The sequence below is a fragment of the uncultured Brachybacterium sp. genome, assembly GCF_947500705.1.
Lineage (GTDB): Bacteria > Actinomycetota > Actinomycetes > Actinomycetales > Dermabacteraceae > Brachybacterium.
On the sequence record NZ_CANMSY010000004.1, the window covers coordinates 204281 to 223728 of the forward strand.

A 19448-nucleotide genomic window follows, 5' to 3' on the forward strand; every position below is an offset into this window, starting at 1 on the left:
GCCTGCTCAGAGCTGGCCGGACTCGACCTGCTCCGGCGTGTAGTAGCCCGAGTCGACCATGATCTCCTCGTAGTTGTTCTGCAGCACCATCTGCACCTCGAGCAGGTACGAGGGCACGACCTTCACCCCGTTGTCGTAGGTCTCGGTGTCGTTGGCCTCGGGCTCCTCACCGTTCAGGATCGACTCCGCGGCGATGATGGCCTGTTCGGCGAGATCTCGGGTGTCCTTGAAGATCGTCGAGGACTGCACGCCATCGGCGATCAGCTTGATCGTGGCGATCTCGGCGTCCTGTCCGGTGACCACCGGCAGGCCCTCCTCGATCGTCGGGCCCATGCCGGTGTTCTGCAGCGCGTTGATGATGCCGCGCGAGAGCGGATCGGCCGGTGCCAGCACGCCGGCCAGCTCCTCGCCGCCGCTGTAGTGCGTGGTCAGCAGGGTCTCCATGCGCTTCTGGGCCGTCTCCTGCTCCCAGCGCTGGGTGGCGGCCTGATCGATGTCCATCTGCCCGGAGACGACATTCAGGGTGCCGTCGTCGAAGTACGGCTGCAGCGTGTCGATCGCACCCTTCCAGAACAGGTGGGCGTTGTTGTCGTCGAGCGAGCCGGCGAACAGCTCCACGTTCAGCGGACCCTCGGGGGCGTCCGCGGCCGGCTCGAAGCTCTCGTCGAGCAGTCCCAGGCCGAACATCAGCGCGTTGGCCTGGTTCACGCCCACCTTGTAGTTGTCGAAGGTGACGTAGAAGTCGACGTTCTCGTTGTCGGTGAGCAGGCGGTCGTAGGCGATGACCGGGATGCCCGCGGCGGCCGCGGCATCGAGCTGCGCCGAGAGGGAGGCGCCGTCGATGGACGCGATGAGCAGCACGCTCACGCCGGAGTTGATCATCTGGTCGATCTGCTGCTGCTGGGTGGGGATGTCGTCGTCGGCGTACTGCATGTCGACGACGAAGCCCTTCTCCTCCAGGCCAGACTTGATGTTGTTGCCGTCGGCCACCCAGCGCTCGTAGGTCTGGGTGGGCATCGCGACGCCGACGGTCTGCTCGCTCGGCTCCGCATCGGGATCGGGGCCGCCGGAACCGGCGCCCTCACCACCGCAGGCCGCCAGTCCGAGCGCGGCCGCGGCGGCCGACGCTCCCAGCATGAAGGTTCTCCGGTTGTACATGGCTTCTCCTCGTCGAAATCGCCGTCTGCTGCGTACAGCAGAGAGATCCCGCCGGGACTCCGGGCGGCACCGCAGGCGTCCATGCCAGGCGCGGTGCCGACGGGGTGTCGGCGGTGCTGCTGGGCCCGGGCGGGCCCGTCGGGCGGTCCGCGCGCCGACCATGGCGCGACTCCGCCGACGGCGGGGACCGCTCGAATGGTAACGTTCACATCGCAGAGGAAGTCAACCGCCCCTCGCTCCGAGCGGGTCACAACTCGGCAACGGGCGCGAAATCTTTCAGCAGTTCCCTCCTGAGCTGCACGTTCCCGGGGCCTACGGGCGACTCCCACTGATGCGCACGGCCTCCCGGGCCCGTCGCACCACCTCGGCGGCCCCGGCCCCTCCGCCCGCCGCCCCGTCCGACAGGAGGCGCCCCCTCATGAGCCCCGCCCTGCGCCGCCCCTCGATGGGCGATGTCGCCGCCCGCGCCGGCGTCTCCTATCAGACCGTCTCCCGCGTGCTCAACGAGCCGGGCATCGTCCGACCGGACACCCGCGACCGGGTGCTCACGGCGATCTCCGAACTCGGGTACACCCGCAACCGGGCGGCCCGTGCGCTGAAGACCTCCCGCTCCTCGCTCATCGGCGTGCTCACCGACGACCTGTCGCTGTTCGGCCCGGCCGAGACCACCACAGCCATCGAGACCGCAGCCCGCGAGGCCGGGTACTCGGTGGTGCTGACCTCGATGCCCCACGGACCGCACAGCGCCCACCGGATCGGTGCGGAGCTGCTGGGCTCCGGGGTCGAGGGGATCCTGGTGATCGCCGCCCACGAGGGGATGACCCCTGCGTTCTCCGCCGTGGCGCGCTCCACCCCCGTGGTCGCGGTCTCCGCCCAGCCCCCGCACGAGGCCGGGGTGGAGGTGGTCGGCATCGACCAGGGACGCGGGGCGCACGAGGTGGTCGAGCACCTGCAGCGCACCGGCGTGCGCTCGATCGTGCACATCGCCGGGCCGACGGACTGGTTCGATGCCCGGGCACGGCGCAGCGGCTTCACCGCCGCGCTCGAGGAGCTCGGGCTCGACGGGGAGGTCGTCGGGCCGGGCGACTGGACCCCGCGCTCGGGCTACGAGCTCACGGAGGCCGTGCTCCGCTCCGGGCTGCCGGAGGCGATCTTCGCCGCCAACGACATGATCGCGATCGGCGTCCTGCATGCCCTGCACGAGCACGGGCTGCGGGTCCCCGAGGACGTCGCCGTGGTCGGCTTCGACAACACCTTGGGCGCCGAGTTCCTGATCCCCTCGCTGACCACGGTCGCACAGCCGTTCGCCGAGGTGGGGCGGGCGGCGCTGCGCCACCTGGTGAGCCTGCTCGAGGGGGAGCAGCCGGCTCCGGAGTCGCCGCTCACGCTCGCGCCGCGGCTGGTCGTGCGCCGTTCCACACGACCTGAGCGCACGCACTGAGCGTCCTCCGGCCACCTCGCGCCGACGCTCCGGAACCCTTTGTCCACGCTCCGGGACCGCTAATGTGAACGTTGACATCGCCGAGAGCTGATGGTTCAGTGGTCCCATGACGCCCGACGACGTGGCCCCCGCCTCGCTTCTCGACGCCGCCTCCCTCCTCGCCGAGGGCCGCGCCCACCTGGGGCTCGAGCTCGGCTCGACCCGCATCAAAGCCGCTCTGATCGACGACGCCGGCACGGTGCTCGCCACCGGCTCCCACGCCTGGGAGAACCAGCTCGTGGACGACAGCTGGACCTATTCCCTGGACAGCGTCTGGACCGGTATCCAGGACTGCTACGCCGACCTGGTGCGCGAGGTGCGCGAACGGCACGGAGTGGAGCTCACGCAGCTCGCGAGCCTCGGGATCTCCGCGATGATGCACGGGTACCTCCCCTTCGGGGCCGACGGTGAACAGCTCGCCCCCTTCCGCACCTGGCGCAACACCTTCACCACCGACGCCGCCGGCGAGCTCAGCCGCGCTCTCGCCCTCAACATCCCGCTGCGCTGGAGCATCTCCCACCTGCTCCACGCGATCCGCAGCGGTGAGGAGCATGTGCGCAGCCTCGACCTCCTCACCACCCTCGCGGGCTACGTCCACTGGCAGCTCACCGGGCGCAGGGTTCTCGGCGTCGGCGATGCCAGCGGAATGTTCCCGATCTCCGCCGCCGGCGACGCCTTCGACCCCGAGCTGCTCGAGCGCTTCTCCGCGCTCGACGGCGTGCCCGACCTCCCCTGGTCCCTTGCCGACGTGCTCCCCGAGGTGCTCGTGGCCGGCCAGGACGCCGGCTCCCTGACCGCCGAGGGTGCGGCGCTGCTGGATCCCCGCGGCGCGCTGCAGCCCGGCGCGGTCGCAGCTCCTCCCGAGGGGGACGCCGGCACCGGCATGGTCGCCACCCACGCCATCGCCCCGCGCACCGGGAACGTCTCCGCCGGCACCAGCGCCTTCGCGATGGTCGTGCTCGAAGGGCAGCTCTCCGGCCCGCGCGAGGAGATCGACATGGTCACCACCCCGGCCGGGGATCCGGTGGCGATGATCCACACCAACAACTGCACCACCGACCTCGACGCCTGGCTGGGCCTCTTCGCCCGCTTCGCCGAGCTGCTGGGCCACCCCGTCGGCCCCGAGGAGCTGTACGGCACCCTGTTCGGCGCGGGCGCCGAGGGCGACGCCGACGCCGGCGGGGTGCTGAGCTTCAACTACGTCTCCGGCGAGCACCAGACGGGCGTCCCCTCGGGCCGGCCCCTGCTGGTGCGCGAGCAGGAGGCCCGCTTCACGCTCGAGAACTTCATGCGCTCCCAGCTCTACGGCGCCTTCGGGGCGCTGGCCGTCGGCATGGAGGCGCTGCTGAAGGACGAGGGCGTGCAGCTGGACGTGATGTACGCCCACGGCGGCATCTTCGCCACCGCAGGCGTCGCCCAGCAGGTGCTGGCCGACGCGCTCGCCACCCCGGTCGCCGTCGGCGACTCCGCGGCCGAGGGCGGCGCCTGGGGCATGGCCCTGCTCGCCGCCTTCACCGCCCGCGTTCGGACCGCCGCCGCCGGGACCTCCGCCGCCCGACCCGCGGAGCAGACCACCCTCCGCGACTTCCTGGCCACCGAGATCTTCGCCTCCCAGCAGCTCAGCACCCTCGCCCCCGAGGAGACCGGGATGGCCGGGCACGCCCAGTGGCTGACCAGCTATCGCACCGGGCTCCCGGTCGAGCGGCTGGCCGGCGAGCTGCTCGGCTGATCCCGCTCCTCCGGGCGCCCCAGCTCATCCAGGCGCCCCAGCTCATCCCGGCGACCTCGACCCGCCCCCTCGCCCGTCGTCTCGACCTCCCAGGAGTCCCCATGACCCTCGCCCTCACCGCCCTCCCCCACGACACCCAGGAGGCCGTGGCCGCCACCCGGGAGCAGGTCGCCGCACTGCACGCCGAGCTGCCCCGCAACGGACTGGTGGTGTGGACGGCCGGGAACGTCTCCGCGCGGGTCCCCGCCACCTCCCCCGAGGTCCCGGGGCTGATGGTCATCAAGCCCTCGGGCGTCTCCTACGACGAGCTCACCCCGGAGTCGATGGTGGTGTGCACCCTGGACGGCGAGAAGATCGACGACGGTACGCCCGACACCCTGACCCCCTCCTCGGACACCGCCGCCCACGCCTACGTGTACTCCCACCTGCCCGAGGTGGGCGGGGTCGTGCACACCCACTCGACCTACGCCACCGCCTGGGCCGCGCGCGGCGAGGAGATCCCCTGCGTGCTGACGATGATGGGCGACGAGTTCGGCGGCCCCGTGCCCGTCGGCCCCTTCGCCGTGATCGGCGACGACTCCATCGGCCGCGGCATCGTCGAGACGCTCGAAGGCCACCGCAGCCCCGCCGTGCTCATGCAGAACCACGGCCCGTTCACGATCGGCAAGGACGCCCGCGCCGCGGTGAAGGCCGCCGTGATGGTCGAGGAGGTCGCCCGCACGGTGCACATCTCCCGCCAGCTCGGCGAGCCGCTGCCCATCGAGCCGCGCATGATCGACTCGCTCTACGACCGCTACCAGAACGTCTACGGCCAGCGCTGAGACCGGCCCCGCCCCGGCCGTCGCGCGACGGCCCCACCCGACCCGCCGGCTCCGTCGGCCCATCCCATGAACGATGAGGACACTCCCATGCAGAACCCCTTCGAAGCCCGCGAGATCTGGTTCCTGACCGGCAGCCAGGGCCTGTACGGCCCCGAGACGCTCGACCAGGTCGCCGAGCAGTCGCGCGTGATCGCCGAGACCCTCGACGCCGGCAGCTCGATCCCCGTGAAGATCGTCTGGAAGCCGGTGCTCACCGATCGGGAGGCGATCCGCGAGATCGCCCTGGCCGCGAACTCCGATCCGGCCTGCGTGGGCGTCATCGTCTGGATGCACACCTTCTCCCCGGCGAAGATGTGGATCCAGGGCCTGGATGCGCTGCGCACCCCGCTGCTGCACCTGCACACGCAGGCGAACGTCGAGCTGCCCTGGTCCAGCATCGACATGGACTTCATGAACCTCAACCAGGCCGCGCACGGCGACCGCGAGTTCGGCTACATCGCCACCCGCCTCGGCGTGCACCGCAAGACCGTCGTGGGCCACTCCTCGGACGAGGGCGTGCAGGAGAAGATCGGCCGCTGGGCCCGCGCCGCGACCGGCTGGGCGGAGATGCATTCGCTGAAGCTCGCCCGCTTCGGGGACAACATGCGCGGTGTCGCGGTCACCGAGGGCGACAAGACCGAGGCCGAGCTGCGGCTCGGCGTCTCCGTGAACACCTGGGGCGTCAACGACCTGGTCGCCGTGGTCGATGCCGTCCAGGACAGCGCGATCGACGCACTGGTCGCCGAGTACGAGGAGCTGTACGAGGTGGTCCCCGAGCTGCGGGCCGGCGGCGAGCGCCACGAGTCGCTGCGCTACGGAGCCCGCCAGGAGATCGGCCTGCGCACCTTCCTCGAGGACGGCGGCTTCGGCGCCTTCACCACGAACTTCGAGGACCTCGGCGGGCTCCGCCAGCTGCCCGGCCTCGCCGTGCAGCGCCTCATGGCCGACGGCTACGGCTTCGGCGCCGAGGGCGACTGGAAGACCGCGATCCTGGTGCGGGTCGCCGCGGTGATGGGCCACGGCCTGCCCGGCGGCGCCTCCCTGATGGAGGACTACACCTACGAGCTCACCCCCGGCCGCGAGCAGATCCTCGGCGCCCACATGCTCGAGGTCTCCCCCTCGCTGACCACCGCGAAGCCGTCGCTCGAGATCCACCCGCTGGGCATCGGCGACCGGGAGGACCCGGTGCGCCTGAAGTTCACGGCCGACGCCGGCCCCGCCGTCGTGGTCGCGCTCTCCGACATGCGCGAGCGGTTCCGCCTGGTCGCCAACGTGGTCAATGTCGTCGAGCCCGCGCAGGAGCTGCCGAACCTGCCCGTGGCCTGCGCCGTCTGGGAGCCCGCCCCCGACTTCGCGACCTCCGCCGAGTGCTGGCTGACCGCCGGCGCCGCCCATCACACGGTGATGACCACCGCCGTGGGGCTCGAGGTCTGGGAGGATCTCGCCACCCTCGGTGACCTCGAGCTCGCGGTCATCGACGAGGACACCACGGTGCGCTCCTTCGCCCAGGAGCTGCGCACCAACCAGGTGTTCTACCGCCTCGGCCAGGGCTTCTGAGCCCGGGCCGGGCCGGGCGCGCGGTCCGGCCGGCGGCGACGCCGGCCCGGCCCGGCCCGGTCCGGCACCGGACGGCCCGAGTTTTGCGCCCCGCAGGACCTATGCAGAGCGCACCATCGGTCCTCAGGGCACAAAACCTGCCGTCTGCCTCCGTGCGGCGGTCCGCTGCCAGCCGGCACCCCGAGCGCCCGAGCACCGCGTTCGACGTCCTGATCACCGCAGACCATGAAGAGGCGGACCCCGTGCATTCCCCCAGCGACTCGCTCGGCCACGAACTCGCCCGCCCCGGGCTCAGCTGGTCCGGGACCGTGGACTACGGGCCCGGGCCGCTGCACGCCCCGACCTCGGTCGCGGAGCTGCGCTTGCTGGTGGGCCGCAGTCGCCGGATCCGGGCGCTCGGCACCCGGCACTCGTTCTCCGAGATCGCCGCGAGTGATGCGGACCTGGTCACCCTCGCGCACCTGCCCGCCGACCTCGAGGTCGACATCGCGGCGCGCACCGTGCGGGTCGCGGCGGGAGTGCGCTACGGGGAGCTGGCCCTCGCGGCGGCCGAGCACGGACTGGCACTGGCGAACATGGGCTCGCTGCCGCACATCTCGGTGGGCGGGGCGAGTGCGACCGGCACCCACGGCTCGGGGGACGGGAAACGCTCGCTGTCCTCCTCGGTACGGGCGGTCGACCTGGTCACGGCCGGCGGGGATCTGCTCTCCCTGTCCCGCGACGAGGATCCGGAGATCTTCGACGGGGCGGTGCTGGCGCTCGGCGCGCTCGGCATCGTCACCCACCTGACGCTGGATCTGATGCCCGCCGCACCGATGCGCCAGACGGTCCACCTGGACTTCCCCTCGGAGAGCATGACCAGCGAGGGACTGCTGACGATGCTCGCGGGCGGAACCAGCGTGAGCCTCTTCCATCACTGGGACGGGCGCATCGACCAGGCCTGGGTGAAGCAGGTGGTGGGCAGGGACGGAGAGCTGCCGGAGCAGTGGCTGGGCGGCCGACGGTCCCGTCGGCCGGTGCATCCGCTGCCCGGGCTGCCCGCCGATTTCTGCACCGACCAGACCGGGGAGCCCGGGCCCGCTCATGAGCGCCTGCCGCATTTCCGGCTCGAGTTCACGCCGAGCAACGGCGAGGAGATCCAGTCGGAGTACTTCGTGGCCCGCGAGGACCTCGCCGCAGCCCTCGCCGCGGTGATGCCGCTCGGCGAGCGGATCCGGCCGCTGCTTCACGCCTCCGAGATCCGCACCGTCGCAGCCGACGAGCTGTGGCTCTCCCCCGCCTACCGGCGCGACAGCGCCTGCGTGCACTTCACGTGGAAGCAGCTCCCCGAACAGGTCACGGCGCTGCTGCCCGAGATCGAGGAGCGACTGGCGCCGTTCGCGCCGCGCCCGCACTGGGGGAAGGTCTTCACCCTGGATCCCGAGCAGGTGCGCGTTCAGTTCCCGCGGCTCGCGGACTTCCTGACCCTGCGCGAGCGCCTGGACCCGGGCCGCGTCTTCACCAATGCCTACGTCGACCGTCTGCTCGGAGAGTGACCCCATGACCGCTTCGCCCACCCCGCGCTCGTCCCGCCCGCCGATGGGCTGGAACTCCTGGGACAGCTACGGCACCACCGTCACCGAGGCAGAGGTGCTGGCCAACGCCCGCTTCCTCGCCGAGCACCTGGCACCGTTCGGCTGGGACACCGTGGTCATCGACATCGACTGGTCGGATCCGTCGGCCCGCTCCCACGGCTACAACGACGACGCACCGCTGACGATGGACGAGCACGGCCGGCTGCTGCCGGACCCGGCGCGCTTCCCCAGCAGCTCGGGCGGGGCCGGGTTCGGGCCGCTCGCGGAGCAGATCCACGCCCTCGGGTTGAAGCTCGGGATCCACGTGATGCGCGGGATCCCGCGCCGCGCGGTCGCGGCCGACGCCCCGGTGCTCGGCAGCACGCTGCGGGCCTCGGACATCGCCGATCCCACCAACTCCTGCGAGTGGAACCCGCACATGGTGGGCATCGACCACTCCGTGACCGGGGCGCACGCCTATTACGACTCGGTGCTCGCGCTGTATGCGGACTGGGGCGTGGACTTCCTCAAGGTCGACGACATGCTGTGGCCCTACCAGGCCGCGGAGATCGAAGCCTTCGCCGGCGCGATCGACGGCTGCGGCCGCCCGATGCAGCTGAGCCTCTCCCCCGGCCGGGACCTGTCCCTGACCCGCCTCGATCACCTGCGCGAGCACGCCACCATGTGGCGGATCTGCGATGACCTGTGGGACCGGTGGGAAGACGTCGAGGCGAACTTCTCCCGCTTCGCCCGCTGGGCACCGCACGCCGGTCCGGACGGCTGGCCCGACGGCGACATGCTGCCCCTGGGCAGGATCGGGATCCGGGCCGAACGCGGCGAGCCCCGCGATGACCTGCTCACCCCCGACGAGCGCCGCACGCTGCTGACCCTGTGGATGATCGCGCGCTCACCGCTGATGGTGGGCGGGGACCTGCCCAGCTCGGATCCGGCGACGATCGCGCTGCTGCAGAACCCGGACGTGCTGGCCGTGCACCGAGAGGGCAGCGGGACGCGCGAGGTGTTCCGCGAGGATCCGCTGATCCTGTGGACGGCCGACGGGCCGGACGGCGAGCGCTACGTCGCGGCGTTCAATGTGGGCGAGGTGGAGCTCACGGTCGCTCTCGACAGCCAGGACGTGGGCCTGCCCGCCGTGGTGGGCGACGGCGAGGTCACCGAGCTGTGGATCGGGGAGCCCGTGCCGGTGAAGGCGGTCTCCGTGCAGTCCGACGCCGCGCGCGGCGTGGCCCCGGGGTCCAGCGCGATCGATGTGGTGATCCCGCGCCATGGGGCGGTGCTGCTGCGGCTGCGGCCGCAGGGCTGAGCTGCGCCGCGCTCACATCGGCGCGTAGCGCGAGCGCAGCACCGAGTAGATCCCGAAGAGGATGAGTCCGGCACCGATGACGGCGAGGATCACGGAGCCGGCGGGCAGGTCGGCCATCGTCTTCAGCGCGCCGTCGAGGCCGGTCGCCTTCTCCGGGTCCGCGCCGAGGCCGGCCCAGCCGAACAGCAGGCCCACCCCCATCAGCGCGATGCCCTTGGCGATGTAGCCGAGCACGCCGGTGACCACGATCGCGCCGGCGGTCTTCTGTCCGGAGGGCACGCGGAGGTCGTCCTCGAAGCTCCGGCTCGCGCCCCGATAGACATGGAAGCAGCCGATGCCGAGAACCACCAGGCCGGCCACGACCACCAGGATCCGCCCGGCGGCGCTGCCCATCAGGCCGGCGGTGAGCTCGGAGGTCTGCTGGCCGGAATCGCTGCCGGCCCCCGCAGCGAAGCGCAGGGCGGTCACGGCGAGCGCGCCGTAGACGACGGCCTTGCCGAGGGTCTTGATGACGTGGGCGGCGCGGTCCTTCGCGCCCTGCGCCCACTTCGCTCCGAACCAGGTCTCGGCCAGGTGCCAGATCACCAGGGCGCTCATCGCCAGGCCTCCGATCCAGAGCAGGATGTTCCCGCCCGGCGCGGAGGCGACCGTCTGCAGCGCACCGGACTGGTCGGCGTTCTGGGAGGATCCGCCGAGCGCCATCCGCAGCGCGATCGCACCGATCAGGACGTGGATGAGTCCGCTCATCACGAACCCACCGCGGGCCGCGTTCTCGAAGGCGGGATGGTCGGTGACGTCCTCGGCGGCGTTCTCGACGGATTCGGCGCCATGCTGGGCGCTGCTTTTCGCAGTCATGAGTGCACTGTAGGAGACCGGCGCCCGACTCGAGCCCGAAAGCGGCCGACGTCCCGGGCGCCGACCGGGCGGTCACCGCCCTTCAGCCCTTCAGGCCCCCGGGTCAGACGCCCGAGGCGCTCCTCACCGGATCTGCGCCGCGGACGGCGGCGAGCGCAGGGGCGGCCTCGATGGCGACATCGGCCCAGGTGCACTCGATCGAGACATGGCCCAGATAGCCGCCGCTGCGCAGGGCCTGCAGGAACTCCGCGAGCGGCCAGTCCCCCTGGCCGGGCGGGCGGCGGTCGGTGTCGGCGATATGGGCGTGGGCGACGCGGCCGGCGTGGGCGCGGAGCACGTCGAAGGGCTCCTGCTCAAGCATGATGTGGAAGAAGTCCGCGACCACCCTGACCTCGCCCATCCCGAACTCGTCGAGGAACTCGACCGCCTCGGCCAGGGTGTTGATCAGGTCGGTCTCCCCGCGGTGGAGCGGTTCGAGGATCACCTCGAGCCCGTGCTCGGCGGCGAGGTCCCGAGCCAGCTCCACGGAGCGAGCGAACTGTCGGCGCCCCGCACTCGGGTCCACTCCATCGGGGAGGCGCCGTGCTCTGCCGCTGCCGAGCACCACGGTGGCGCCGGGCCGGGCCAGCGCGGACACCGCGGCGAAGGCGGTTCCCAGGTAGTCGCGGACCTGCTCGAGGGGGAACGCCGGATCGGAGAGCCTCAGCCCGCCGGGGCAGAGGATCGCGAACGACGGAGACAGCGCCCGCTCCCGCAGCGCCGGATCCGGCTGCCAGCTGCCGTCCGGATCCTGCACGATCACGTTGCCGACGATCGTCGGCTCGAGGTAGTCGGCGCCGGCAGCGAGGAACGCATCAGCGTCCTGATCAGGCGTGATGACTCCGTACTGAGGGGACTGCATGGGATGCCTCCCGTCGGATCCTGCGGAGTCGGTGCGTGTGCCGCGCCGGCGCCCTGGTCACAGCTCGCAGGTCACAGCCCGCGGACGATCTCTCCCATCCGGTCCATCGACGCGCGCGCCTCCGCCAGGCCCACCCGGTTCAGGTGGCCGTGGCACACGCCGCGGCGCACCACGTACTCGACGTCCACCCCGGCCTCGTCCAGCTGCTCCGCGTAGCGGCGGCCGCTGACGCGCAGGTCGTCGTGCTCGTCGGTCTCGAGGTAGGTGCGGGGAAGCCCCGCCAGCTGCTCCCGGGTGGCCAGCCCCGGGAAGTCGTAGGGCGTCGCCTCCTCGAGTGGCCGGCCGATGTAGTTGCCCGACATCGCACGCATCGTCTCCTCCGAGAAGCGCAGCATCGGCGGGGTCGCGTCGAGCGCCTGGGCCTCGTCGGCGTCGGGTTCGGGGCGCAGCGGGTGGGCGACCAGATATAGCAGCAGGGAGGCCGCGAGCGGAGCGCCCTCGTCGGCCAGGCGCAGGGAGGTGGCCGCCGCGAGGTTGCCGCCTGCGCTGGCGCCGCCGATCGCGATCCGGTCCGGATCTATGCCCAGTGCATCCACGTGCTGCCGGGTCCAGGCCACGGCCGCGCACACGTCATCCAGCGGGATCGGTGCGAGGACGTGCTCGGGGCCGCCGGGGAAGGGCCGGGCAGGGGAGCCATCGATCTCGTCGCACAGCCGGTAGTCGACCGAGACCACGACGGCGTCGGCGCGGCCCGCGACACCGCGCGCCACATGATCGCCCTCGGGCATGTCGAGGTCGCCGAGCATGAATCCGCCGCCGTGCAGCCAGACGAGGCAGGGGCGGGGCCCCTCGGCCGGAGTCTGTCGGGAGTGCGGGGTGTAGATCCGCACCGGAACGGGTCCATGGGGGCCGGGAATCTCGCGGTCCTCGACCTGCAGATCCCAGTCCTCGGCGGGGCCGTACGGCTCATCCCAGCGGCGATGCATCTCCGGATCGAGATCGTCCCAGGCGGCGACGCCACCGAGGGTGCGCAGCCGCCGCTCCATCTCGCCCAGGGCGGTGGAAGCGGCGGTCACCTCCGCCGCGAGATCACGGGATGCGGGCCGGAGGTCCGGGGAGGTCTGCTCGGTCATCGAGGGGTCCTTTCGGTAGGGGTGCGGGGGGGCAGGAACGCTGAGACGCGCCGGCAGCAGTCAGCGGGGAGGATGTCAGCGGGAGCGGCTGTCAGCGGGGTCTGCTGCGGAGCACGACCTCGCAGTCGTAGTCCTGCGAGGAGCGCATGTCTCCGCGGAACCAGAGCAGGTGGGTGGTTGCCGGATCGCCGGGAGCGACGATCGGGCGGAGGTTGTCGACCCCTGGATTCTCGGCGGCCTCAGTGATCGCGGTCCAGTCCCAGCCCCGCCCGTCGTCGGCGGTGCGTCCGCGGTAGATCTCGTGGTGGTCATGGCGGGTGCCGTCGCGCGGATCGACCGGAGTGGAGACGTAGACGGTGGAGACGTCATAGGGGTCGATCGCCGCCAGGCCCGAGTAGTCCTGCTCATGGGGCAGCAAGCCGGGCCCGGCGTGGGCGAGCGGCGAGAGCGTCCACTGCCCGTCGGCCCCCAGCCGGCCGTAGACCAGGCGCAGGTCGTCGACAGGGACATTCCGGCCGAGGTCGGAACCGTCCGGCTCGGCGGGGTGGTTCGCGCGGGCCGTCATCACCGCGGCGAGCTGGCCGCCCGCCTCGCGGAGGTCGGTGGTCCAGGCGTGACTGAGCTTCGCGCCGCCGAGCTCGATGCCCGTGGGGAGCACGGTGGTGAGCTGCGCCTGGTCCGGGACGGGCTCGGCGAACAGCGCGGTCTCCAGGGGGCGGCCGGCGCTGTCGTGGAGGCGGCCCAGGGAGAGGGTGCCGTGGTAGATCGAGTTGTCGACGTCGCGCGGGTGGTGGTCGGTGACCAGCACATGCAGTCCCTCGGCGCCGTCGGCATAGCGGGCGTATCCATTGACGTAGCCGATCTTCGGGCGGTCGAAGAGCTTGCCCGCGTAGCTCCAGGTCTCGCCGTGGTCGTCGGAGACCAGGGCGCAGGGGTCGTCGTTCACGGCGCGCGCGAAGCAGTAGAGGCGGCCGTCGAGCTCGCGGAGGTTCGAGTAGGTGACGCCGCGCCCGGCAGTCTGCTCGCTCCAGTCGTAGACGCGCTCCTCGCCCCAGCGGGTGGGGTCACCGGGCTCGCTGATCCGCCAGTACGTGAGGTCGTCGGTCTTGTGCCGGGCGTAGACCGCGAGCCAGCGGCGGTCCGGCCGACGCCAGATCGCGGGCACGTCGTGGTCATCGGCCTCGAATCCCGGGTGCAGGGTGACGACCTGAGCGGTGCCGGCGGCGAGATCGACGACCGTGAGATCGAGGTCGCCGCGCCGCGCGGGATCCTGTGCCGCGCCCCCGGAAGCGATGGAGCCGACGACGAGCAGCCCGGCGTCGGGATCCGCCAGGGCACGTTCGTCCTGGAACCAGCACCAGGCGCCGTCGGTGTTGATGACCTGGACGGACGCTGATGGCGCTGGTCGGGTGGGGTGCGGATCGGGCGAGCTCATCGGGTTCCTCTGCTCGGTGGTGCGCGGGGCGGTGGTGCGCGAGATGGTGGTGCGCGGGGGTGACGGGTTCAGGTGGGTCGTGCGGTCAGGCGAGGTGGAAGTACTGCGGCAGCACCTGCTTCTCCCCGCCGCCGGGGGCGAAGTACTCCCCCATCGCCGCCTCCCAGCGCGGGGAGATCACGGCGCGGGCCATCGCGTCCTGGGCGGCGTCGACGTCGTCGGCCTCGAAATAGCCGACCACCATGCCGTCCTCGGACCGCAGGAACAGCGAGTAGTTGCGCCAGCCCGCGTCAGTGAGCGCCTCGCGCATCTCCTCCCAGACATCCTGGTGCGCGGCGACGTAGTCGACCAGCCGCTCGGGCCGCACCTGGAGCAGGAAGCAGCAGCGGTGCGGGCTGCGGGCGGTGCTGGTGGCGAGGAGATGGTCGAGATCCGGGGTGGCCATAGCGATCCTCATCTGGCAACGGATATAGGGGTGCCGCCACAGCCTGGACGGTGAGAACGTCCTTGTCAACCGCTTTCCCGCCGCGCTGGGACGCCTGCGATCAGGCACCGGCAGCGCGTCGACCTCTATGAACGCGGCGCGCAACCGCCCTCTGGCGCATCGCTCGACCTCGTGATAGCGTCAATGTTGAGTCGTTTCAATAGCCATGTCTTACCGTCTTCGCGCCGAGGATCCGCCGTCTCCGACCGGAAGCCGACGCACCTCGAAGGAGCCCCTATGCCCACCCCCTCCACCCTCCCCGCCGAGATCGCCCGCGACCTCGCCGAGTTCACGATCGAGGTCCCCAGCTGGGGCTACGGCAACTCCGGCACCCGCTTCAAGGTGTTCGGCACCCCCGGCACCCCGCGCGACCCCTTCGAGAAGATCGCCGACGCCGCCCAGACCCACGCCTTCACCGGCTCCGCGCCGCGGGTCTCCCTGCACTACCCCTGGGACAAGGTCGAGGACTTCGGCGTGCTGCGCGAGTACGCCGCCGAGCAGGGCATGACGCTGGGGATGATCAACTCCAACACCTTCCAGGACGACGAGTACAAGTTCGGCTCCCTCACCCACGGCGACAAGACCGTGCGCCGCCGGGCGATCGACCATCACCTCGAGTGCATCGACGTCATGCGCGCCACCGGCTCCAAAGAGATGAAGATCTGGCTGGCCGACGGCACCAACTACGCCGGTCAGGACTCGATCCGCGCCCGCCAGGACCGCCTGGCGGAGTCGCTGCAGGAGATCTACCTGGGCCTCGGCGACGATGAGCGACTGGTGCTCGAGTACAAGTTCTTCGAGCCGGCGTTCTATCACACGGACGTCCCGGACTGGGGCACGAGCCTGCTGCACTGCCTCGCGCTCGGTGAGAAGGCGCAGGTGGTGCTCGACACCGGCCACCACGCCCCGGGCACGAACATCGAGTTCATCGTCGCCCAGCTGCTGCGCCAGAACCGGCTCGGCGCCTTCGACTTCAACTCCCGCAACTACGGGGACGACGACCTGATCGTCGGCGCCGCGGATCCCTTCCAGCTGTTCCGGATCCTCTTCGAGATCGTCCAGCAGGACGCGCACCGGCCCGCCGCGGGCGTGAACTTCATGCTCGACCAGTGCCACAATCTCGAGTCGAAGATCCAGGGCCAGATCCGCTCCGTCCTGAACGTGCAGGAGACCCTCGCCAAGGCCCTGCTCGTGGACCGTGAGGCCCTGGCCGCCGCGCAGAGCAGCAACGACGTGCTGCTGGCGCACGAGATCCTCATGGACGCCTTCTGGACCGATGTGCGCCCGGCGCTCGCGGCCTTCCGCGAGGAGCAGGGCCTGCCCGCGGATCCCTTCGCGGCCTTCCGTGCCAGCGGCTACGAGGAGAAGGTCGCCGCGGAGCGCGTGGGCGGGAACCAGATGGGATGGGGCGCCTGAGCATGACCGATACGACGACATCGCACGAGACCGTCGCCGCCCTGCTGGAGCGCTCCAACGCCCTGGGCTCCGACCCGAAGAACACCAACTTCGCCGGCGGGAACACCTCCGCCAAGGGATCCGCCACCGACCCGGTCACCGGCGAGGAGACCGAGCTGCTGTGGGTCAAGGGCTCCGGCGGCGACCTGGGCACCCTCGAGGAGAAGGGCCTCGCGGTGCTGCGCCTGGACCGGGTGCGCGCCCTGCAGGACGTGTACCCCGGGGTGGAGCGCGAGGACGAGATGGTCGCGGCCTTCGACTACTGCCTGCATGGCAAGGGCGGAGCCGCCCCGTCTATCGACACCGCGATGCACGCCCTGGTGGACGCCGCGCATGTGGACCATCTGCATCCCGATGCGGGGATCGCGCTCGCGACCGCGGCCGACGGCGAACGCCTGACCCGCGAGTGCTTCGGTGACGCGGTGGTGTGGGTGCCGTGGCGCCGGCCCGGTTTCCAGCTGGGGCTCGACATCGCCGCGATCAAGGAGCAGAACCCTTCCGCGATCGGCTGCATCCTCGGTGGTCACGGCATCACCGCCTGGGGCGAGACCTCCGATGAGGCCCGCGAGAACTCGCTGCGGATCATCCGCGAGGCCACCGCGTTCATCGAGCGCACCGGCGCTTCCGCACCGTTCGGCGCGCATGATGCGCGCCGCGCGGCGCTGACGGAGGCCGAGCGCCGCGCGAAGGCGTCGGCCCTGTTCCCGGTCATCCGGGGCCTGGCCTCGACCGATGTCCCGATGGTCGGGCACTGGACGGATACCGAGGCGGTCCACGAGTTCCTGGCCAGTGAGAAGCTCGCCCCGCTCGCCGAGCTCGGGACCTCCTGCCCCGACCACTTCCTGCGCACGAAGGTCAAGCCGCTGGTGCTGGACCTGCCGTCGGACGCCTCCGTCGAGGACTCGATCGCGCGGCTGAAGGAGGTGCACGAGTCCTACCGGGAGGACTACTCCGCGTACTACTCCCGTCACGCGGAGCCGGACTCCCCCGCCATGCGCGGTGCGGATCCGGCGATCGTGCTGGTCCCGGGTGTGGGCATGTTCAGCTTCGGTGCCGATAAGCAGACCGCCCGCGTGGCCGGCGAGTTCTACGTCAACGCGATCAATGTGATGCGCGGGGCGGAGGCGATCTCGACCTACTCCCCCATCGAGGAGTCGGAGAAGTTCCGCATCGAGTACTGGGCGCTCGAGGAGGCGAAGCTGCAGCGCAGGCCCGCACCGAAGCCCCTCGCGACCCGGGTGGCGCTGGTGACGGGCGGCGGCTCCGGCATCGGCAAGGCCACCGCCGAACGCCTGGTCGCCGAGGGCGCCTGCGTGGTGATCGCGGATCTGAACCTCGAGAACGCCCAGGCCACCGCCGAGGAGCTGGGCGGGCCCGACCGCGCTGTCGCGCTGCGCGCGGATGTCGCCGACGAAGCCGCCGTCGTGCAGGCCGTCGCGGATGCGGTGCTCGCCTTCGGCGGTCTGGACCTCATCGTCAACAACGCCGGGCTCTCGCTGTCCAAGCCGCTGCTGGAGACCACGGCGAAGGACTGGGACCTCCAGCACGACGTGATGGCACGGGGCTCGTTCCTGGTCTCCCGCGAGACCGCACGGGTGATGATCGACCAGGCCATGGGCGGGGACATCATCTACATCTCCTCGAAGAACTCTGTGTTCGCCGGGCCCAACAACATCGCCTATTCGGCGACCAAGGCTGATCAGGCGCACCAGGTGCGGCTGCTCGCCGCGGAGCTCGGCGGCCACCAGATCCGCGTCAACGGCATCAACCCCGACGGGGTGGTGCGCGGCTCCGGCATCTTCGCCGGCGGCTGGGGCGCGTCCCGCGCGAAGGTGTACGGCGTCGAGGAGGAGGACCTGGGCGAGTTCTACGCCCAGCGCACCCTGCTCAAGCGCGAGGTGCTACCCGCGAACGTGGCGAACGCCGTGTTCGCGCTGACCGCCGGGGACCTCTCGCACACCACCGGCCTGCACATCCCGGTCGACGCCGGGGTCGCGGCCGCGTTCCTGCGATGAGCGCCACCGACGGTCCCGGCCCCCGGCTCGGTCCGCTCGCGGTCGCGGCGATCGACCTCGGCGCGACCTCGGGCCGGGTGATGCTCGGGGTGGTCGACCACGGCCGGATCGAGCTCGTCCCCGCGCACCGCTTCGAGAACACGCTGGTGGAGCGCGAGGGTCACCTGTGCTGGGATCTGGAGGCCCTCTGGGCCGAGATCCGGCAGGGGCTCGCCGACGCGCACGACCTCGCCCTGGTGCGCGGCCTGCCCGGTCTCGCCTCGATCGGCGTGGACTCCTGGGCGGTGGACTACGGCCTGGTGGGCCCCGAGCCGCTCGCGGCCGACGGCGCTCCTGTTCCGGGCGGCGGGGAGCCGATCGGGGAGGTGATCGCCTACCGCGACTCCCGCACCGGCGGCGTCGCCGAGACGGTCGCACAGCAGGTCTCCCGGGAGCGGCAGTTCGCGCTCACCGGTATCGCCCAGCAGCCCTTCAACACCCTCTACCAGCTCGCCGCCGAACAGCGCTTGGCGGACCTGCCCAGCGGCAGCACGCTGCTGATGGTCCCGGACCTGATCGGCTTCCTGCTCACCGGGCGGCGTCGCACCGAGCTCACCAATGCCTCGACCACGGGGATGCTCTCGGCCGACGGGCAGGGCTGGAGCGCAGAGCTGCTCGAGGTCGTGGGCGTCGACCCGGGCCTGTTCGCCCCGCTGATCCGTCCCGGGGAGCAGCTCGGCACGATGCGCCCGGAGCTCGGCACGCAACTGGGCATCGGGGAGGTGCCGGTGATCGCCGTCGGCTCCCACGACACCGCCTCGGCGGTGATCGCCGTCCCCGCGCAGGGCGCGGCGCCGGTCGCCTTCATCTCCTCGGGCACCTGGTCCCTGATCGGCCTCGAGCTGGATGCCCCGGTGGTCACCGAGGAGGCGCGCGAGGCGGGGTTCACCAATGAGGGCGGGGTGGGCGGGACCGTGCGCCTGCTCAAGAACGTCGCCGGGATGTGGCTGGTCAGCGAGTCGATCCGGCAGTGGGAGGAGGCCGGTGCGCGCGTCGAGCTGGCGGACCTGCTCGATGCCGCCGCGGCGGTGCCCGGGGACCGCTTCCGCATCGATCCCACGGATCCTGCGTTCCTCGCCCCTGGTCGGATGGCCGATCGCGTCACCGCCGCGGCCCGACCGCTCGTGGGCGAGGACGAGTTCCCCCGCACCCCGGCCGAGCTGGTGCGCTGCATCCTCGAGTCCCTCGCCGAGACCTACCGCGAAGAGCTGCACACCGCGTGCCGCCTTGCGGGGGTGCCGCTCCCGGAGCGCCTGCACGTGGTCGGCGGTGGCAGCCGCAACTCTCTGCTGAACCAGCTCACGGCCGACGCGCTCGGCATCGAGGTCGTCGCCGGGCCGATGGAGGCCACGGCGCTGGGCAACGTGGCGCTGCAGTCCCGGGCGCTGGGCGCGATCACCGAGGGGGCCGGCGCGATCCGGGAGCTGGTGCGGGCGAGCGTGGAGCTGGAGAGCTTCACGCCCCGCGCCTGAG

The 19448-nt window shown here is 71.6% G+C and carries 15 protein-coding genes; 9 read left to right on the plus strand and 6 right to left on the minus strand.

The features are described 5' to 3' along the window. Window positions 1–6: 6 nt before the first annotated feature. The gene (gene chvE / locus Q0937_RS09660) at window positions 7–1158 is read right to left on the minus strand and encodes a multiple monosaccharide ABC transporter substrate-binding protein (protein WP_299303003.1); all 1152 of its coding nucleotides are present in this window, start codon (window positions 1156–1158) and stop codon (window positions 7–9) included. 418 nt (window positions 1159–1576) lie between these two features. Between chvE and Q0937_RS09665 the strand changes: the two genes are divergently transcribed. From Q0937_RS09665 to Q0937_RS09690, 6 genes are all read left to right on the plus strand, one after another. Then, complete coding sequence (locus Q0937_RS09665; protein WP_299303006.1) at window positions 1577–2599, plus strand: LacI family DNA-binding transcriptional regulator; 1023 nt, start codon at window positions 1577–1579, stop codon at window positions 2597–2599. Window positions 2600–2705: 106 nt separating this feature from the next. After that, on the plus strand, window positions 2706–4367 hold the full coding sequence (locus Q0937_RS09670; protein WP_299303010.1) for a xylulokinase: 1662 nt from the start codon (window positions 2706–2708) through the stop codon (window positions 4365–4367). A gap of 101 nt (window positions 4368–4468) precedes the next feature. Continuing rightward, a complete protein-coding gene (locus tag Q0937_RS09675) occupies window positions 4469–5188 on the plus strand; it encodes an L-ribulose-5-phosphate 4-epimerase (protein WP_299303014.1) in 720 nt (239 codons plus the stop codon). An 87-nt stretch (window positions 5189–5275) separates the two neighbouring features. Beyond that, entirely contained in the window at window positions 5276–6784 is a 1509-nt protein-coding gene (araA, locus tag Q0937_RS09680; protein ID WP_299303018.1) for an L-arabinose isomerase, read from the plus strand. Window positions 6785–7026: 242 nt separating this feature from the next. After that, on the plus strand, window positions 7027–8319 hold the full coding sequence (locus Q0937_RS09685; RefSeq protein WP_299303021.1) for a D-arabinono-1,4-lactone oxidase: 1293 nt from the start codon (window positions 7027–7029) through the stop codon (window positions 8317–8319). 4 nt (window positions 8320–8323) lie between these two features. Then, window positions 8324–9658 (plus strand): glycoside hydrolase family 27 protein, encoded by a 1335-nt coding sequence (locus tag Q0937_RS09690; RefSeq protein WP_299303024.1) that lies wholly within the window; start codon window positions 8324–8326, stop codon window positions 9656–9658. Between the two features lie 12 nt (window positions 9659–9670). Here the strand turns inward: Q0937_RS09690 and Q0937_RS09695 are convergent, their stop codons facing one another. The 5 genes from Q0937_RS09695 to Q0937_RS09715 form a co-directional block, all read right to left on the minus strand. Continuing rightward, window positions 9671–10513: a DUF1206 domain-containing protein gene (locus tag Q0937_RS09695; RefSeq protein ID WP_299303026.1), complete on the minus strand. Its 843-nt coding sequence runs from the start codon at window positions 10511–10513 to the stop codon at window positions 9671–9673. Between the two features lie 103 nt (window positions 10514–10616). Further along, window positions 10617–11414, minus strand: coding sequence for a sugar phosphate isomerase/epimerase (locus tag Q0937_RS09700; RefSeq protein WP_299303028.1), 798 nt, complete (start codon window positions 11412–11414; stop codon window positions 10617–10619). Between the two features lie 71 nt (window positions 11415–11485). Continuing rightward, entirely contained in the window at window positions 11486–12547 is a 1062-nt protein-coding gene (locus tag Q0937_RS09705; RefSeq protein ID WP_299303030.1) for an alpha/beta hydrolase, read from the minus strand. A 91-nt stretch (window positions 12548–12638) separates the two neighbouring features. Further along, window positions 12639–13982 (minus strand): BNR-4 repeat-containing protein, encoded by a 1344-nt coding sequence (locus tag Q0937_RS09710; protein ID WP_299303033.1) that lies wholly within the window; start codon window positions 13980–13982, stop codon window positions 12639–12641. 85 nt (window positions 13983–14067) lie between these two features. After that, window positions 14068–14439, minus strand: a complete 372-nt coding sequence (locus Q0937_RS09715; RefSeq protein ID WP_299303035.1) for an L-rhamnose mutarotase — start codon at window positions 14437–14439, stop codon at window positions 14068–14070. 264 nt (window positions 14440–14703) lie between these two features. Between Q0937_RS09715 and rhaI the strand changes: the two genes are divergently transcribed. Genes rhaI through Q0937_RS09730 form a run of 3 tightly spaced genes read left to right on the plus strand, consistent with a single transcriptional unit; the run spans window position 14704 to window position 19447 of the window. Next, window positions 14704–15882: an L-rhamnose isomerase gene (gene rhaI, locus Q0937_RS09720; protein WP_299303037.1), complete on the plus strand. Its 1179-nt coding sequence runs from the start codon at window positions 14704–14706 to the stop codon at window positions 15880–15882. A 2-nt stretch (window positions 15883–15884) separates the two neighbouring features. Further along, window positions 15885–17936 (plus strand): bifunctional aldolase/short-chain dehydrogenase, encoded by a 2052-nt coding sequence (locus tag Q0937_RS09725; RefSeq protein WP_299303039.1) that lies wholly within the window; start codon window positions 15885–15887, stop codon window positions 17934–17936. Further along, a complete protein-coding gene (locus Q0937_RS09730) occupies window positions 17933–19447 on the plus strand; it encodes a rhamnulokinase family protein (RefSeq protein WP_299303041.1) in 1515 nt (504 codons plus the stop codon). The genes Q0937_RS09725 and Q0937_RS09730 overlap by 4 nt, the downstream gene beginning before the upstream one ends. Window position 19448: the final 1 nt, after the last annotated feature.

Excerpts from the sequence above, each read along its gene's own strand:
- Q0937_RS09710 (WP_299303033.1), bottom strand. The coding sequence starts at position 13,982 with ATGAGCTCGCCCGATCCGCACCCCACCCGACCAGCGCCATCAGCGTCC.
- rhaI (WP_299303037.1), top strand. The coding sequence starts at position 14,704 with ATGCCCACCCCCTCCACCCTCCCCGCCGAGATCGCCCGCGACCTCGCC.
- Q0937_RS09675 (WP_299303014.1), top strand. The coding sequence starts at position 4,469 with ATGACCCTCGCCCTCACCGCCCTCCCCCACGACACCCAGGAGGCCGTG.
- Q0937_RS09730 (WP_299303041.1), top strand. The coding sequence starts at position 17,933 with ATGAGCGCCACCGACGGTCCCGGCCCCCGGCTCGGTCCGCTCGCGGTC.
- Q0937_RS09705 (WP_299303030.1), bottom strand. The coding sequence starts at position 12,547 with ATGACCGAGCAGACCTCCCCGGACCTCCGGCCCGCATCCCGTGATCTC.
- Q0937_RS09725 (WP_299303039.1), top strand. The coding sequence starts at position 15,885 with ATGACCGATACGACGACATCGCACGAGACCGTCGCCGCCCTGCTGGAG.
- Q0937_RS09665 (WP_299303006.1), top strand. The coding sequence starts at position 1,577 with ATGAGCCCCGCCCTGCGCCGCCCCTCGATGGGCGATGTCGCCGCCCGC.
- Q0937_RS09715 (WP_299303035.1), bottom strand. The coding sequence starts at position 14,439 with ATGAGGATCGCTATGGCCACCCCGGATCTCGACCATCTCCTCGCCACC.
- chvE (WP_299303003.1), bottom strand. The coding sequence starts at position 1,158 with ATGTACAACCGGAGAACCTTCATGCTGGGAGCGTCGGCCGCCGCGGCC.
- Q0937_RS09690 (WP_299303024.1), top strand. The coding sequence starts at position 8,324 with ATGACCGCTTCGCCCACCCCGCGCTCGTCCCGCCCGCCGATGGGCTGG.
- Q0937_RS09700 (WP_299303028.1), bottom strand. The coding sequence starts at position 11,414 with ATGCAGTCCCCTCAGTACGGAGTCATCACGCCTGATCAGGACGCTGAT.
- araA (WP_299303018.1), top strand. The coding sequence starts at position 5,276 with ATGCAGAACCCCTTCGAAGCCCGCGAGATCTGGTTCCTGACCGGCAGC.
- Q0937_RS09670 (WP_299303010.1), top strand. The coding sequence starts at position 2,706 with ATGACGCCCGACGACGTGGCCCCCGCCTCGCTTCTCGACGCCGCCTCC.
- Q0937_RS09695 (WP_299303026.1), bottom strand. The coding sequence starts at position 10,513 with ATGACTGCGAAAAGCAGCGCCCAGCATGGCGCCGAATCCGTCGAGAAC.